Source organism: Bradyrhizobium embrapense, from assembly GCF_001189235.2.
In the GTDB taxonomy this organism is placed as follows: domain Bacteria; phylum Pseudomonadota; class Alphaproteobacteria; order Rhizobiales; family Xanthobacteraceae; genus Bradyrhizobium; species Bradyrhizobium embrapense.
This window is the reverse complement of the sequence record NZ_LFIP02000001.1, coordinates 510,022-526,269: the sequence shown is the minus strand read 5'-3', so window position 1 is coordinate 526,269 and position 16,248 is coordinate 510,022. Positions and strand designations below refer to the sequence as shown.

General features: G+C 65.5%; 16 protein-coding genes. 2 read left to right on the top strand and 14 right to left on the bottom strand.

Translation table 11 applies throughout. From position 1 onward, the window contains the following. The first annotated feature begins 23 nt into the window (after positions 1-23). Positions 24-1,274: an MFS transporter gene (locus AKN83_RS02830; RefSeq protein ID WP_050406458.1), complete on the top strand. Its 1,251-nt coding sequence runs from the start codon at positions 24-26 to the stop codon at positions 1,272-1,274. A 99-nt stretch (positions 1,275-1,373) separates the two neighbouring features. Here AKN83_RS02830 and AKN83_RS02825 read toward each other — a convergent pair whose 3' ends face one another. The 13 genes from AKN83_RS02825 to AKN83_RS41680 all read right to left on the bottom strand — a co-directional run bounded on the left by AKN83_RS02825 (position 1,374) and on the right by AKN83_RS41680 (position 14,538). Beyond that, positions 1,374-2,600, bottom strand: coding sequence for an ABC transporter substrate-binding protein (locus tag AKN83_RS02825; protein WP_050406457.1), 1,227 nt, complete (start codon positions 2,598-2,600; stop codon positions 1,374-1,376). 149 nt (positions 2,601-2,749) lie between these two features. After that, positions 2,750-3,886 carry an NHL repeat-containing protein gene (locus tag AKN83_RS02820; RefSeq protein ID WP_050406456.1) on the bottom strand — a complete coding sequence of 379 codons (1,137 nt, stop codon included), beginning with the start codon at positions 3,884-3,886 and terminating at the stop codon, positions 2,750-2,752. Positions 3,887-4,077: 191 nt separating this feature from the next. Then, positions 4,078-4,818, bottom strand: a complete 741-nt coding sequence (locus AKN83_RS02815; protein ID WP_050406455.1) for an SDR family NAD(P)-dependent oxidoreductase — start codon at positions 4,816-4,818, stop codon at positions 4,078-4,080. A gap of 86 nt (positions 4,819-4,904) precedes the next feature. Beyond that, positions 4,905-5,048 carry a hypothetical protein gene (locus AKN83_RS40430; RefSeq protein WP_172803473.1) on the bottom strand — a complete coding sequence of 48 codons (144 nt, stop codon included), beginning with the start codon at positions 5,046-5,048 and terminating at the stop codon, positions 4,905-4,907. A gap of 11 nt (positions 5,049-5,059) precedes the next feature. After that, positions 5,060-6,625 carry an amidophosphoribosyltransferase gene (gene purF, locus AKN83_RS02810; protein WP_430641485.1) on the bottom strand — a complete coding sequence of 522 codons (1,566 nt, stop codon included), beginning with the start codon at positions 6,623-6,625 and terminating at the stop codon, positions 5,060-5,062. A 26-nt stretch (positions 6,626-6,651) separates the two neighbouring features. Beyond that, positions 6,652-7,287 carry a CvpA family protein gene (locus tag AKN83_RS02805; protein ID WP_050406454.1) on the bottom strand — a complete coding sequence of 212 codons (636 nt, stop codon included), beginning with the start codon at positions 7,285-7,287 and terminating at the stop codon, positions 6,652-6,654. 181 nt (positions 7,288-7,468) lie between these two features. Continuing rightward, positions 7,469-8,950 (bottom strand): DNA repair protein RadA, encoded by a 1,482-nt coding sequence (radA, locus tag AKN83_RS02800; protein WP_050406453.1) that lies wholly within the window; start codon positions 8,948-8,950, stop codon positions 7,469-7,471. A gap of 101 nt (positions 8,951-9,051) precedes the next feature. Continuing rightward, positions 9,052-9,525, bottom strand: coding sequence for a hypothetical protein (locus tag AKN83_RS02795; RefSeq protein ID WP_050406452.1), 474 nt, complete (start codon positions 9,523-9,525; stop codon positions 9,052-9,054). 27 nt (positions 9,526-9,552) lie between these two features. Continuing rightward, the gene (locus tag AKN83_RS02790; RefSeq protein ID WP_050406451.1) at positions 9,553-10,278 is read right to left on the bottom strand and encodes a sulfite exporter TauE/SafE family protein; all 726 of its coding nucleotides are present in this window, start codon (positions 10,276-10,278) and stop codon (positions 9,553-9,555) included. A gap of 185 nt (positions 10,279-10,463) precedes the next feature. Further along, complete coding sequence (gene xth, locus AKN83_RS02785; protein ID WP_050406450.1) at positions 10,464-11,234, bottom strand: exodeoxyribonuclease III; 771 nt, start codon at positions 11,232-11,234, stop codon at positions 10,464-10,466. Between the two features lie 30 nt (positions 11,235-11,264). Then, positions 11,265-12,569, bottom strand: a complete 1,305-nt coding sequence (gene alr, locus AKN83_RS02780) for an alanine racemase (RefSeq protein ID WP_050406449.1) — start codon at positions 12,567-12,569, stop codon at positions 11,265-11,267. 48 nt (positions 12,570-12,617) lie between these two features. Beyond that, a complete protein-coding gene (locus AKN83_RS02775) occupies positions 12,618-14,123 on the bottom strand; it encodes a replicative DNA helicase (RefSeq protein ID WP_050406448.1) in 1,506 nt (501 codons plus the stop codon). 292 nt (positions 14,124-14,415) lie between these two features. Next, positions 14,416-14,538, bottom strand: coding sequence for a hypothetical protein (locus AKN83_RS41680; protein ID WP_256437482.1), 123 nt, complete (start codon positions 14,536-14,538; stop codon positions 14,416-14,418). A 128-nt stretch (positions 14,539-14,666) separates the two neighbouring features. On the opposite strand from AKN83_RS41680, the gene AKN83_RS39400 reads away from it, so the two are divergent. Next, positions 14,667-14,897, top strand: coding sequence for a hypothetical protein (locus AKN83_RS39400; RefSeq protein ID WP_157113176.1), 231 nt, complete (start codon positions 14,667-14,669; stop codon positions 14,895-14,897). Positions 14,898-14,917: 20 nt separating this feature from the next. On the opposite strand, the gene AKN83_RS02770 is transcribed toward AKN83_RS39400, so the two are convergent. After that, entirely contained in the window at positions 14,918-16,171 is a 1,254-nt protein-coding gene (locus AKN83_RS02770) for a cyclopropane fatty acid synthase (protein WP_050406447.1), read from the bottom strand. Positions 16,172-16,248: the final 77 nt, after the last annotated feature.

Sequence of the window (16,248 nt, the reverse complement as noted above, 5' to 3'; positions counted from 1 at the left end):
GAGCGAAGTGGGTACCGGTTCGCGTGAAGAAAACGCGTCAAAACGAGAATACCGCGACGGGACTTCCGCAACCGCGCAGCGGTGCGGTGATCTTCATCTTCATCACCTTGCTGCTCGACATGCTCGCGCTCGGGATCATCATTCCGATCCTGCCCAAGCTGATCGAGGGCTTCGTCGACAACGACACCGCGAGCGCGGCGCGCATCTTCGGCGTGTTCGGCTCGATCTGGGCCTTGATGCAGTTCGTCTGCTCGCCGATCCTGGGCGCGCTGTCCGATCGCTTCGGCCGCCGGCCGGTGGTCCTGCTGTCGAATTTCGGCCTTGCCGCCGATTATGTGCTGATGGCGCTGGCGCCGAACCTGATCTGGCTGTTCTTCGGGCGGGCGATCTCGGGCATCACCTCGTCGAGCATCTCGACGGTGTTCGCCTATATCGCCGACGTCACCGCGCCGGAGCAGCGCGCCGCGATGTTCGGCAAGATCGGGGTTGCCTTCGGCGCCGGCTTCATCCTGGGACCGGCGCTGGGCGGCCTGCTGGGCGAGATCGATCCGCGGTTGCCGTTCTGGGCCGCGGCGGGCCTGAGCTTCGCCAACGGCCTCTATGGCCTGTTCATCCTGCCGGAATCGCTGCCGCCGGAGCGGCGCGCGCCGTTCAAATGGAAGAGCGCCAATCCGATCGGCGCGCTGCGTTTCCTGCTTTCCAGCCGGACGCTGGCCGGCCTGTCGCTGGCGACGTTCTTCGGCCAGCTCGCGCATGTCGTGCTGCCGTCGGTGTTCGTGCTCTACGCCACCTACCGCTACGGCTGGGACACCGGCACGGTCGGCGCGACGCTGGCGCTGGTCGGCCTCTGCGGCATGATCGTGCAGGGCGCGGCGATCGGCCCGATCGTCAAGCTGCTCGGCGAGCGCAACGCGCTGTTCCTCGGCCTCGTCTGCGGCGCCCTGGGCTTCGTGATCTTCGGTGCAGCGCCGACCGGCCAGCTGTTCTGGATCGGCATTCCCGTGATGGCGCTGTGGGGTATCTCGGGCGCCGCGACGCAGGCGCTGACGACGCAACTCGTCGCCGCCGACCAGCAGGGCCAGTTGCAGGGCGCGACATCGAGCGTGCAGAGCATGTCGGAATTGATCGGCCCGTTCCTGTTCACGCTGACGTTCGCGTATTTCATCGGCGACAACGTGCCGATCAAGATGCCCGGCGCGCCGTTCTACCTGGCCGGCGCGCTCTTGCTGCTCGCGCTCGCCATCGCGTGGCGTGCGACGGCGAAGAGAGCGTAGGGCGGGTTAGTCTAGCGCAGCGTAACCCGCCATTGTCTCCGCGATGAGAACGCGGCGGGTTACGACTTCGCCTAACCCGCTCCGGTGGTCGCAGCTCGCTTACTTCTTCACCAGCGGACAGTCGCTGGCTTCGAGCGGCTTGGCGGCGTCTTCCGGCGAGATGGTCGCGATCAGCTTGTAGTAGTCCCAGGGATATTTGGACTCTTCCGGCTTCTTCACCTCGAACAGATAGGCCGGGATGATGCGGCGGCCATCGATCCGCAGCGGACCTTTGCCGAACAGCGGGTCGTCGGTCGGGATCTCCTTCATCTTGGCGACGACCTTGGCGCCGTCATGCGGATTGCCGCCCATCGCATCGAGCGCCTTCAGGTAATGCAGCACGCCGGCATAGACGCCGGCCACCGTCATCGACGGCATCGAGCCCTTGGGCGAGACCTTCTGGAAGCGCTTCGACCAGGCGCGGGTCTGGTCGTTCGTGTCCCAGTAGAAACTCTCGGTGAAGGTGAGGCCCTGCGCGATCTTCAGCCCCAGCGCGTGCACGTCGTTGACGAACAGCAGTAGCGCCGCGAGCTTCTGTCCGCCGGCGGTGATGCCGAATTCGGACGCCTGCTTGATCGCATTGGTGGTGTCGCCGCCGGCATTGGCGAGGCCGATGATCTTGGCCTTGGAGGCCTGCGCCTGCAGCAGGAACGAGGAGAAGTCCGCGGTGTTGAGCGGGTGCTTGACGCCGCCGAGCACCTTGCCGCCGTTCGCGGTGACGACCGCCGAGGTGTCGCGCTCCAGCGCATGGCCGAAGGCGTAGTCGGCGGTGAGGAAGAACCAGGTGTCGCCGCCGGCCTTGGTCAGCGCTTTGCCGGTGCCGTTGGCGAGCATGTAGGTGTCGAACGTGTAGGAGATCGTGTTGGCGTTGCAGGCCTTGCCGGTCAGATCGGCGGTCGCCGCGCCCGAGTTGAGCACGATCGAGTTCTTCTCCTTGGCAAGGTTGCTCACCGCCAGCGCGACGCCGGAGTTCGGCGTATCTGTGATGATGTCGACCTTCTCGTTGTCGATCCAGTTACGCGCGATGTTGACGCCGACGTCGGGCTTGTTCTGGTGGTCGCCGCTGACCACCTCGATCTTCCAGCCCTTGGCGCGCAGGCCGGAGTCTTCCACCGCCATGTTGGCCGCGGCTACCGAGTTCGGCCCGCCGATGTCGGCATAGAGGCCCGACATATCGTTGAGCACGCCGATCTTGACGTTCTTGTCCTGAGCAAAGGCGGGGGTAGCAAGGCCGAGTGCAGCGCAAGCGAGAAGCACGGCGTGGCGCCGTGCGAGCGTCGTCGTCATGAGACATTCCCTCCATGTTTTTTTCCGGACGGGCCCTCTTGTGGAGCCTTGTGCCGGTCGTTCGGGTTCCCGCTTACCCTTTCCTTCGGCGAGCGGCAATCCGCATAAAGCCGGATGAGCTGCGTCGAAGCGTCATCCTGCCGTCATCCTTACTTGAGCGCATCCGAGGTCAGCTTGAATTTCTGGATCCGCTTGCCCTCGACCTCCCCGGTGTAGACGTTGCCCTTCTGGTCGACCGCCATGACGTGCAGCAGCGCGAATTGTCCGGCATTGCGGCCGCTATGGCCGAAGGTGCCGACCACGCTGCCGTCGTCGCGCTTCAGTACGCGGATCTCGTTGTTGGCGCCGTCGGCATTCAGCAGATAGGTCTGCTTCGGATCGGGCCACAGCGCGAGATCGAACACCGCGCCGTCGCCGCGCGTGTTCTTCTCGTAGAACCATTCCCTGACGAAGGTGCCGTTCTTCTGGAAGACCTGGATGCGGTCCTGGCTGCGGTCGCAGACATAGACCAGCCCGTCATTGGCGATCTTGATGCAATGCACGGGATTGCCGAACTGCTCCTGCACCGCGGCGCTTGGATCGTAGGGCGGCTGCTTGTCGTCGGTGGGTAGCTTGCCGTAGCCGCCCCAGTGCCGCTTGTAGGCCAGCGTGGTGGCGTCGTAGACGATGACGCGGCGGTTGCCATAGCCGTCGGCGATGTAGAGCTCGTTGGCCGCCTTGTCGATCGCCATCTCGGCGGGACGGCCGAGCTGGGTGGTGTCGTTGCTGTTGGTGCGGGCTGCGATCTTGCCGATCTGGCCGAGATACTTGCCGTCGAGCGAGAACTTCAGGATCTCGCTGTCGTCGTCGGCATTGCCCCCGATCCAGACGAAGCCGCGCTCGTCGACCTCGATGCCGTGCTCGCGGCCGACCCATTGATAGCCGTCGCCAGGGCCGCCCCAGGCGCGCAGCAGATTTCCGTCGACATCGAATTCCAGCACCGGCGGCGCCGCCACGCAGCATTTCGCGCGCGGCGGGGTGAGGCTCAAAGCCTTCTCGCCGTCGGTCAGCGAGCGCGGCCGGTGCACGACCCAGATATGTCCTTGCCAGTCGACGGTGATGCCGCCGACCTGGCCGATGATCCAGTTGTTCGGCAGCTGCTTGGGCCAGGACGCATCGACCGCGAATGTCGGGACGTCGCCGGCCCTGGCGGGCGTCGGCTGAGCAAGAAGGGCTGATGATGCGATGCCGGCGGAGAGAAACAATCCGGACAGAATGGAGCGCGCGCGATTGACCGTCGGCGTCATGATGCCTCCCGAGATTCTTCTTGGCGGTCGTCCCGCTTGAGGAGGCAGTCAATCGTGGGGCGGGGGAGGAGTCAATTGCAAGGAGGTGGGTAGCCCGGATGGAGCGAAGCGAAATCCGGGGCCGGTTTTCTCCGCGTAAAGATATCCCGGATGCGCTTCGCTCCATCCGGCTACGGGAGAGCGAAACGAATCTACGCCGGCGGCTGGAAGCTCCGCAGCGTGCGCGCCTTGTAGTCGTAGAGCTTGCCGGTTTCGGTCCACTCGGGCGAGCACATCGGCACGATGTATTCGGCGGCCATGTCGGGCGTATCGAGCGTCATCGGGTCTTCGCCGGGAAACACCTGCGCGCGCATCCGCGTGCGGATCGGGCCGGGGCTGAACAGATTGACACGCAACGCCGTGTTGGCGGTCTCGTTGGCCCAGGAGCGCACCAGCGCGTCGAGCGCAGCTTTCGAGGCCGCATAGGGGCCGAGATAGGCGTTGGCCTTGTGCGCCACGCCTGATGTCACGAACACCGCGCGACCGGCATCGGATTGCCGCAGCAGCGGGTCCATGCAGCGGATCAGCTGGAAGTTCGCGGTGACGTTGATCGCGAGCACGTCGTTCCACGGCTTCAGCTCGATATGGCCGAGCGGCGAGGAGGGGCCGGCCGTGCCGGCATTCCCGACCAGGATGTCGAGCTTGCCGTGGCGCTCATGCAGCGCGAGCCCGAGCCGGGCGATGCCGTCGTAATCGGTGAGCGAGAGCGGCACCAGGGTGGCGCTGCCGCCACCTTTTCGGATCTCGTCGTCGAGCTCTTCCAGCCCGCCTTGCGTGCGCGCGACCGCCACCACATGCGCGCCTGCCTTGGCCAGCGCGACGGATGTCGCATAGCCGATGCCGCGCGAGGCGCCGGTCACGAGGGCAATACGGGAGGCGAGGGGTTTTGTCATTGTCTGTCCGTCCATCTCTCGCGGCGGGTATTACAGACGGAAATGGCCGGGACAAGCCCGGCCATGACGAATTCCTGCGCTTTCGGCTAGGGGCCGGGCCCCTGGTCCATATTGCTGCTGTTGGTGCCGTTGCCCGAATTGTCGGGCGTCACCTTCATGCCCTGTCTGAACGCAAACACGATGAAGCCGACCAGCAGCACCCCACAGAGGATGCCCATGATCGGCTGCATGGCGTGCTCCGTCAGCTTGCCTCGGCCAGCAGCGAGAGCTGTCGCGGCGGGGCCTCGGTTTCGCTCTGGTCGGTGAGATGGGTCGGATAGGCGCCGGTGAAGCAGTGGTCGGCGAATCTCGGATTGGCGGGATCGCGCCCCTCATAGCCCATCGCGCGGTACATGCCGTCGATCGACAGGAAGGCGAGCGAGTCGGCGCCGATGATGTCCCGCATCTCCTCGAGCGAATGGGTCGCGGCGAGCAGGCCGCCGCGATCGGGCAGGTCGATGCCGTAATAGTCGGGATAGAGGATCGGCGGCGAGGCGAGGCGGAAATGCACCTCGCGGGCGCCGGCGTCGCGCATCATGCGGACGATCTTCTTCGAGGTGGTGCCGCGCACCAGCGAGTCGTCGATCAGGATGATGCGCTTGCCTTCGATCGCGGCGCGGTTGGCCGAATGCTTCATGCGCACGCCGAGCTCGCGCACGGTCTGGGTCGGCTGGATGAAGGTGCGGCCGACATAGTGGTTGCGGATGATGCCGAGCTCGAACGGCACGCCGGAATATTGGCTGTAGCCGACCGCGGCGGGCACGCCGGAATCCGGCACCGGTACCACGACGTCGACCTCGGGATGGCTCTCGCGGGCGAGCTGGGCGCCGAACGCCTTACGCACGTCGTACACCGAGCGGCCGCCGACGATCGAATCCGGGCGCGCGAAGTAGATGTACTCGAAGATACAGGGCCGCGCCGGCTTCGGCGGGAACGGCTTGTGGCTGTGCGCCCCCCGCTCGTCGAACACGATGATCTCGCCGGGGTCGATGTCGCGGACATATTTCGCGCCGATCATGTCGAGCGCGCAGGTCTCCGAGGTCAGGATCGGATGGCCGTCGAGATCGCCGAGCACCAGCGGACGGATGCCCAGCGGATCGCGGGCGCCGACCAGCTTCTTGTTGGTCAGCGCGACAAGCGCATAGGCGCCCTCGATGGTGCGCAGCGCCTCGATGAAACGGTCGATGAAGTGGGTGCGCTTCGACTGCGCGACGAGATGCAGGATCACCTCGGTGTCGGTGGTCGACTGCATCATGGCGCCGCCCTTGACCAGCTCGCGGCGCAGGGTCAGGCCGTTGGTCAAATTGCCGTTGTGGCCGACCGCAAAGCCGCCGGCGCTGAGCTCGGCGAACAGCGGCTGCACGTTGCGCAGGATGGTGCCGCCGGTGGTGGAGTAGCGGACATGGCCGACTGCGGCGCTGCCGGGCAGACGTTCGATCACCTCGCGGCGGGAGAAGGCGTCGCCGACCAGGCCGAGGCGGCGTTCGCTGTGGAAGCGGCCGCCGTCGAAGGAGACGATGCCAGCGGCCTCCTGGCCGCGGTGCTGCAGGGCGTGCAGGCCGAGCGCGGTGATCGCGGCGGCCTCCGGATGGCCGAAGACGCCGAACACGCCGCATTCCTCACGCAGCGTGTCGCCATCGAGATCGGGGTGGTATCTGAGATCGTCGTCCCTGAGATGTTCCTGTCGAAGATGTTCCTGCAATTCCGTCGGGCCGAGGTCGAGATCCAGTTGGGCGGCATGATCGGAAGGGGTTTGCATCTCGTTCATCGCCTCTCGCAAGGGGCCCAAATACGTTATCGGCCCGCGGGTTTCTCGATCAGCTTTTTCAAGCTGTCACGCGCAGGTTTGCTATAGCCATCGCCCGACGCCGGCGTCGCCTGATCGTTGGTATCAGCCGCAGAATCGTCGTCCGGCTTATTCTTCTTGAACTTCTTTAAGATGGTGTTCTCGGGGTCATCAGGCAAGAGCGCCATCAGCCAATCCCCGGTTCCCTGCAGCACCACCCGGGACTTCGCGCCGGTGACCCAATCGGGCCGCTGCTTGTCCGGAACCAGCCAGGTGAAGAACATGAACGCCACGACCACGATCAGGAGGCCGCGGGCGAGCCCGAACAGGAAGCCGAGGGTGCGGTCGAGCGCGCCGATCCGGGAATCCAGGATCATGTCCGAGATCCGCACCGTGATGATCGAGACCACGATCAGCGTGCCGATGAAGACGCCGGCCACCACCACCACGGCCGCGACCGTGTCGTTATTGAAGTAAGTTTTGGCGGTCGGCAGCAGCTTCGAGAAAGCATACAGCGTGACCAGGGCTGCGGCGCCCCAGGCCGCGATCGACAGGATCTCGCGCATGAAGCCGCGCACCATGGCAAGCAGGCCCGAAATCAGCATCACGCCGAGCAGGACGAGATCGAGTATCGTTATGGGCATCGGCTGGTCAGGTCCGCTGGTACGTTTCGGTACGGGGCTTACGCTGTTAAGGGCTCTCGCGAATCGGCAAAGTCGGTGCCGTCCTAACTGAGGCGCATCGGGGGCATCCGGCAAGGCCGCAACACCACCTGTCCCGCGCGGCGGATGTATAGCGGCGGGGGGCTGATACGTCACGCCCGCTTTAGCTGGTCTCGCGACGGAATCGGGCCGGTGTGGCATTTTTCTCAACGGGATCAGCGGCGCTGGAGCCGCCTTGGTCGTCCCTCGGCGCGGCCCGGCCACCTCGCGGCGTCCCGCGCGCCGCAATTTCGGCGACCAGCGTGGTCAGATTGCCAACCGTGTTGAGGGCAAGCCCGCTGTCTCCGCCGCCATCGCCGCGGGCCGATTCGGGCAGGATGGCGCGGCCGAAACCGAGCTTGAGGGCCTCCTTGAGCCGGGCCGGGGTCTGCGCCACCGGGCGGATCGCACCCGACAGCGAAATCTCGCCGAAATAAACCGCATCCGTCGGCAGGGGCGCATTCACCAGCGAGGAGACCAGCGCGGCCGCCGCCGCGAGGTCCGCGGCCGGCTCCTGGATGCGCAGGCCGCCCGCGACGTTAAGATAGACATCATGTCCGGACAATTTGACGCCGCAATGCGCTTCCAGCACCGCCAGCACCATCGACAGCCGGCTCGGGTCCCAGCCGACCACGGCGCGGCGCGGGGTGCCGAGCGAGGTCGGCGCCACCAGCGCCTGCAACTCGACCAGCACCGGGCGGGTCCCCTCGATGCCGGCAAATACCGCCGTGCCGGGGCTGCCGAGCTCGCGTTCGGAGAGGAACAGTTCCGAGGGGTTGGTGACCTCGCGCAGGCCGAGGCCGGTCATCTCGAACACGCCGATCTCGTCGGTCGCGCCGAAGCGGTTCTTGGCCGAGCGCAGGATGCGGAACTGCTGCGAGCCTTCGCCCTCGAACGACAGCACGGCATCGACCATGTGCTCGACCACGCGGGGGCCGGCGATCTGGCCGTCCTTGGTCACATGCCCGACCAGGATGATCGTTGCCCCCGTCTTCTTGGCGAAGCGAATGAGGGCCTGCGCCGAGGCGCGGACCTGCGTCACCGTGCCCGGCGCGGACTCCACCGTGTCGGTCCACATGGTCTGGATCGAGTCGATCACGATCAGCCGCGGCACCGCGCCTTCCGACAGTGTCGAGACGATGTCCTCGACCGAGGTTTCGGAGGCGAGCTGCACCGGCGCGTCCGCGAGCCCGAGCCGCTCGGCGCGGAGCCGCACCTGAGCGACGGCTTCTTCGCCGGAGATGTAGACCGCGCGGTGGCCCGCGCGCGCCATCATGGATGTCGCCTGGGTCAGCAGCGTCGATTTGCCGATGCCGGGATCGCCGCCGACCAAGAGCACCGAGCCGCGGACGAAGCCGCCGCCGGTGACACGGTCGAGCTCGGCCATGCCGGACGACAACCGTGGCGCGTCCTGGGTTTTGCCGGACAGCGATTCCAGCGCGAACGTCCGCCCCTTGCGCTTCGAGCGGATCGAGACCGGCACCGAGCCCGTGGTGTCTTCCTCGGCCAGCGTGTTCCACTCGCCGCAGGAGTCGCACTTGCCCTGCCAGCGATTATACGCCGCGCCGCAGTTCTGGCAGATGAAAGAGAGGGTGGATTTGGCCATGGAGAAGAGCTCGATTCCGTTCTCTCTCCATAGCATGGATCAAGAGCCGGCAACCTCCGACGTCGTCGCCGTGCCCAGGCACGTTCGGTCAAGAACCGGAGTCAGTTGGCCGGCGTCGGTCGCTGCTTCACAATGCGTACCGCAATCGACGGGGCGGGCCACAGCTGTAGCCTGTAGTGATCGTTTCCCTCCAGGCCGTCCTCCGAAAGCGTGTCGAGCGCGCCGTAGGACGCGCGGACCCGATAGGTCCCCGGTGCGGTTTCGATGCGCATCGCGTCAGGCAAGTAGTCCGTACAACCAGCGATCACGATGCGTCCGGATGCGACGTCGAGGCTGGCTTCGACCACATGATCCCAGTTGGCAAAATCATCGTCCGGCTCGCGCTCGAGCAACTGCACCGCGACCGGAACATCCATGTTCCTTACGGTACCGATTCCAACCGTTCCAGGCGCGGTCGCGAGCAATCGATCGGTCGCTTCCCCCGTCCACGCAGCGGACAGGTCGCCCGATGCAGGTTCGTCCTGGATGTAGAACTGAAAATAATCGGCGAACAGCGAGAGTTCGAAGGATTTCATGTTCGCATTTCCGTCGATGATCGAGCTTCAACTGACCGCAGCCGACCATAGCAGCGACACCCCCGCTGCCAGCATGATGCCGTCCATGATCAGGCGGAACGCCTCCGGCTTCATCCGCAGCACGAAGCGTTTGGCGATGAAGGCGCCGGCCATCAGCGAGGCGCCGGCGATCAGGCCCTTCAGCGCGATGTCAGGCGTCAGCGCGCCGAACCGCTCGAAGGTCACGGACTTGCTGACATAGAGCCCGAGCGAACTCGCCGCTTCGGTGGCGAGGAACGCGCCCTTGCTGAGGCCGTAAAACAAGAACAGCGGCACGCTGAGCGGGCCGGTCGAGGCCACGATGCCGGTGAGATAGCCGATCAGCCCGCCGCCGATTGCGAGATGCCAGAGATTGGCCTTCAGTTCATGTCGCGCCAGCCAGTGCCGCACCGGCACCATTGCGATCAGGAACACGCCGATCGCGATGTCGACCGCGCGCGAGGGCAGGGCTAGCAGGGTGCGCGCGCCGAGCGCTGCGGCTGGAATGCCCGTGATCGAGTAAGCGGCGCAGGCGCGCCAGTCGACCTCGCGCCACCAGGCCAGGATGCGCGACAGATTGGCCATGACGGCGGCGACCGCCATGATCGGCACTGCCTGTTTCGGCCCGTATTGATAGACCAGCACCGGCATCAGCATGATCGACGAGCCGGTGCCGACGATGCCGGAAATGGTGCCGGCGACCAGGCCGACGGTGAGGACGAACAGGAAGCCCACGCGCACTCCGGATCTGCTGCCGGGCCATTCAGGATATGCGTCCCGAGAGCGAAGGCTCAGTGTGACCCCATGGTCGGAGACGATGCAAGGGTGCCGCCCAGCCAGCGACACGCGTTCGTGCGCAGCGCAGCGAGACTCGGACCAGCCTGCGCCGGGTCGATTGTGTGACTGTGGTTCGAGCGCGATCACCGCAACACTGCCCACGCCGGCGCGTGATCGCTGGCGCCTTCCTCGCCACGAACGTCGCGGTCGACGCCGACTTTCGCGAGCCGCGCCGCAACTTGCGGGCTGAGCAGCAGATGATCGAGCCGGAGACCTGCATCACGCGGCCAGCGCTGGCGCTTGTAGTCCCAGAAGGTGAACATCTGACGATCCGGATGCAATGTGCGGATCGCATCGCACCATCCTTGATCGACCAGTGCCTTGAACGCGGCGCGGCTCTTGGGCTGGATCAGCGCATCCTTGTCCCAGGAGCGGGTCGGATAGATGTCGAGCGGCGTCGGCGCGACGTTGTAGTCGCCGGCGAGCACCACGGGGACGTTCTGCTTGAGCAGCTTGGCGGCATGGGCGCGCAGCCGCTTGAACCAGGCGAGCTTGTAGTCGAATTTCGGGCCGGGCTGCGGATTGCCGTTCGGCAGATAAAGGCTGGTGACGACGATGCCGCGCACCGCGGCCTCGATGTAGCGCGCTTCATGATCGCTGGCGTCACCGGGCAGGGCGGAGCGGATCAGGACCGGCTCGGCCTTGCGCGCGAGGATGGCGACGCCATTCCAGGTCTTCTGGCCCTGCCACACCGCGCCGTAGCCGGCCTTCTCGAGCGCGGCCGCTGGAAACTCGGCGTCGCTCGCCTTCAGCTCCTGCAGGCTGACGACGTCGGGCTTGGCCGATTTCAGCCAGCGCAGCAGGTTCGGCAGCCGGCGATTGACATTGTTGATGTTGAAGGTCGCGATCTTCATGCGGTCAGGCAGTCGCGACTGGTCACGTCGTCAGGCGGAGGGCAATGGCGGCGGCGCGGGCGGCGCTGCTGTCGGCAAGGTTGGCGGCGCCGCTTGCGCAGCGGCGGGCTCGGTCTTCTCGGCGGCTGTCTCGCCCTTCTCGGCGACCGTGTCACTGCGCGCGGCGACGGCATCGCCGCCCTTGTAGATGCGCACGAAGCGGCGGCCGAGGCTGGTCAGCACCTCGTAGCCGATGGTGCCGAAATGATGCGCGACCTCGTCGACCGTGATGCCTTCGCCGATCAGCGTCACCATGTGACCGCGCCGCACGGCATTCTTGTCGAGGTCGGTGACGTCGACCGCGATCAGATCCATCGAGACGCGGCCGGCGATCGGGCAGCGCTTGCCGGCGACCACGACCTCGGCACCGCGGGTGCCGTCATTGGCGCTGGCGGCGCGGAAATAGCCGTCGGCATAGCCCGCGGCGACGATCGCAAGCCGGGTCGGCCGCCGTGCGGTCCAGGTGCCGCCATAGCCGACGGTCTCGCCGCGATCGATGTTGCGGATCTGCACGATGCGCGCCTTGAGGTCGACCACAGGCTGCATCGGGTTGTCCGCCTCCGGCGTCGGGTTGACGCCGTAGAGCGCGCAGCCCGGCCGCACCATTTCGAACTGGAATTGGGCGCCGAGGAACACGCCGGAGGAGTTTGCCAGCGAGGCCGGCACGCCGGTGAACAGGCTTGCGATCTCGCGGAAGCTCGCAAGCTGCCTGGCGTTGGCGGGATTGTTGAGCAATTCGGCGGAGACGAGGTGGCTCATGACCAGCGTGATGCCGTGATCGCCGGCATTGATCCGCGGGATGATGCCTTGCGCTTCGCTGACCGTCAGCCCGAGCCGGTTCATGCCGGTGTCGATATGGATGGCGGCGCCGCCGGACCAGCCGGAGCGGCGGCAGAACACGTCCCATTCGGCGAGCTCGTTGAGATCGCCGATGACGGGCTTGCAGTCGATTTTGGCGTAGGCGTCGCCGGTCTGCTGGAAGAAGCCGCCGAGCGCATACACGGTCGCTTGCGGAACGGCGGCGCGCACCACGGCGGCCTCTTCGACGGTGGCGACGAAGAGGGTCTTGCAGCCGGCCTTGGCCAGCGCCCGCGACACCTGCTCGGCGCCGCAGCCATAGGCGTTGGCCTTGACCACGGCGGCGCATTCCGCAGGTACCGCGGTCTTCTCGAGCTTGCGCCAGTTGGCGATGATGGCGTCGAGATCGACGGTGAGGATGCCGGTGGCGGTCGGATGGGCCGCCAGCAGATTGGCTTCGGGCGTCAGCTGCGATTTTGCGTCGGTCACGATGTTCATGGCTCAGTTGTACGCGCGGGGCGGGCGGCCTTCAACTGCGCCGCTCCGCTAGTACGAGGGGCGATCCGGGACCTGTCCGTCCGATGCGAGGTCGCCGAACCGGGTGACGCTGGCTTCGAAGTGCAGTTCGACGGTGCCGGTCGGACCATGGCGCTGCTTGCCGATGATGACTTCGGCCTTGCCGAGCGCGCGCTCCATTTCGGCTTGCCAGGTCGCGTGCTCCGGAGTGCCGGGCCGTGGTTCCTTGTTCGCGAGATAGTATTCCTCGCGGTACACGAACATCACGACGTCGGCGTCCTGCTCGATCGAGCCGGATTCACGCAGGTCCGAAAGCTGCGGCCGCTTGTCGTCGCGGTTTTCGACCTGACGCGAGAGCTGCGACAGCGCGATCACGGGGACGTTGAGCTCCTTCGCCAGCGCCTTCAGATTGGTGGTGATCTCGGTGATTTCCTGCACGCGGTTGTCGTTGCCCTTCTTGCCCGAACCCTGCAACAGCTGGATGTAGTCGATCACGATCAGGTCGAGACCCTTTTGCCGCTTGAGGCGGCGGGCGCGCGCGGTGAGCTGCGAGATCGACAGGCCACCGGTTTCGTCGACGTAGAACGGCAGCGACTGCAACTCGATCGAGCAGTCGCGGATCTTCTCAAAATCGAGCTCGGAGATGCCGCCGCGCCGGATATGGCTGGAGGGAATGCCGGTGCGCTCGGCGAGAATACGGGTGGCGAGCTGTTCGCCGCTCATTTCGCAGGAGAAGAAGCCGACCGCGCCGCCGTTGATCGCCTTGATGGTGCCGTCAGCCTGCACTTCGGGAACATAGGCCTTGGCGATGTTGTAGGCGATGTTGGTGGCGAGCGAGGTCTTGCCCATGCCGGGACGGCCGGCGAGCACGATCAGGTCGCTCGGCTGCAATCCGCCCATCTTGGTGTCGAGGTCGCGCAGCCCGGTCGAAATACCGGACAGCTTGCCGTCGCGCTGGAACGCCTTGGCTGCCATGTCGACGGCGACCGTGAGTGCGTCGGCAAAGCGCTGGAAGCCGCCATCGTAGCGGCCGGTTTCAGCGAGGCTGTAGAGCTGCCGTTCGGCGTCCTCGATCTGCGCACGCGGGGCGAAATCCACGGGGGCGTCGTAGGCGACGTTGACGATCTCCTCGCCGATCTGGATCAGGTTGCGGCGCAGGCTGAGATCATAGACGGTACGGCCATAGTCCTGCGCGTTGATGATGGTGGTCGCTTCGGCGGCGAGGCGGGCGAGGTATTGGCTCACCGTGATGCCGCCGAGGTCGAGGTCGGCAGGCAGGAATGTCTTCAAGGTCACGGGATTGGCGACCTTGCCCATCCGGATCAGGCTGCCGGCGGTTTCATAGATCTGCTGGTGGATGGCCTCGAAGAAGTGCTTCGGCTCCAGGAAGTCGGAGACCCGGTAGAAGGCGTCGTTGTTGACCAGGATAGCGCCCAGCAGCCCCTGTTCCGCTTCGATGTTGTGCGGCGCGCTCCGATAGGTCGGGGACGCGGCGTCGGGCGCGAGCTTGTGGACGTTCGAATCAATCAAGGCCATGGACGAGCTTATTCTTCTGATTTCGTCGTTACTGAGATTTTCGGCTGTGGGGCCGCGATCAAGCGCCAGCCCGGCACCAAGCGAAAGGACGGATGTTTCTTATGCACGATTCACACAACACGAGGTGTGAATCCGGGACGGCAGGGAGCATTCCGCTTGACGGGGGATTCGGTCGAAAACCGGCGGGGTTCGGCCGGTCAGCGACGTCGTCGGCGAAAATTCGCCACGGCCTGAACCTTTTTCCGGGCTGCCGCGCCCAACCAGCAGGGAGGTCGGTGCTGGCCTCGGTTGCTCAGACCAGGATGAGGAAAGCCAGCGCGATCAAGGCGGCCGCCACGCCGGTTGCGATCAAGGCGTAGTCGGTCACGAGGTCGCGCTGCGGGTCCAGCATCGTCTGGTGCGGTTCTCGGGTCATTCAGGACCACTACGACAGCCCGGAACAGACCTCTGTGAAGCAGATCACACCTGGCGCATTTTCTTTGCGGCAGGCTTGCGGGAACGACCTGGCGGATTCCGGGTTGTCCTCGTCCAAGGAAAGATACGGTGACGATGGCTCGGCAGTTTCCGACAGTGCGAATTGGGCTCGGCCAGGCAGGTGGTATGGACCGCCGCTGGCTGGCGGCGCTCGTCGATGCCATGGAGCAGGCGGCGCGTCCGGAGGTCCGGCACGTGCCCTGCGATGTCAGTCTGATTTCGGCCGCTGCGGCTCACTTGGCGCGCCCGCCGGCGTCGACCTTCGCCCATTGCGGCTCGACCTACAGCCTGCGCAACTAGCGGTACCCGCGCTTTCGGACCTATTCGCCGGCGAGTTGCAGCCGGGGTTTTGCGGCGCCGGCTTCCTTGAGCCGGAGGCGACCTTCCTCAAGGCCGATATAGTCGCGGGTCATGGGCACGATGCCCTGGCGCTTGGTTAGTTGCAGCTGGAAGTTCATCATGTTCTGCACGCGGAACGACATCTCCGAGGCCGCCAGATAGAATTCCCACATCCGGGCAAAGGCCTCGTCATAGAGCCGCACGGCCTCCTCCCGTCGCGCCATGAAGCGGTCGCGCCATGCTTTCAGAGTCTCCGCATAGTGCAGGCGCAGGATCTCCATGTCGCAGATCAGCAATCCGGCCTTCTCGATTGCCGGCATGACCTCGGAGAGCGCCGGAATGTAGCCGCCGGGGAAGATGTATTTCCGGATCCAGGGGCTGGTGACGTCGGGACCGGTCGAGCGGCCGATCGAGTGCAGCATCATGATGCCGTCATCGCTCAGCAGCTCGGCGCAGCGCTTGAAGAAGGTCTCGTAATAGGCGACCCCGACATGCTCGAACATGCCGACCGAGACGATGCGGTCGAACGGGCCCGGGATGTCACGGTAGTCCTGTAGCAGGAAGCGCGCCGAATTTGTCAGGTTCTTTTCCGCCGCCCGGGCGTTGGAGATCTGCAGCTGCTCGGTCGACAGGGTGACGCCGGTGACGTCGGCGCCGCTCATCTCGGCAAGATAGAGCCCGAGTCCGCCCCACCCGGAACCGATGTCGAGGACGCGGTCGCCGGGCTTGACCAGGAGTTTTGCGGCGAGGTGACGCTTCTTGGCGAGCTGGGCGTCATCCAGCGTCGTGTCCGGCGTCTCGAAATAGGCGCAGCTATATTGCTTGTCGGCGTCGAGGAAGAGGGAGTAAAGGCGGCCGTCGAGGTCGTAATGACGGGCGACATTGCTCCTGGAGCGGCCGCGCACATTGATCTGCTGGGCGCGCCGTCCGAGGAAGCGCAGCCAGGCCTGCAGCCGGGCGAAGTTCGGCAACATCGCAGCCTGGCCCATCAGGACGGCCAGCACGTCGGCGATGGTGCCTTGTTCCACCACGAACGTGCCGTCCATGAAGGCTTCGCCGAGGTAAAGCTCGGGATCGACCAGTACGCGCAGTTCGGCCGCCCTGGTCATGAAGCGCACGGCGACCGGAATGCCCGTGCCATCGCCGCAGGTGAATTGAGCGCCTCTCGCGGTCGTGAACGTGATCGAACCGCGGCGGATGAAGCGCCCCAAGAAAAATCGCAACAATCGGTCCATCGAAACACCAACGGAACGGCAAGCTGCACACCGACACCACCGGAGCTGATCACTCCAATGTGTCCCCAACCTAAAGA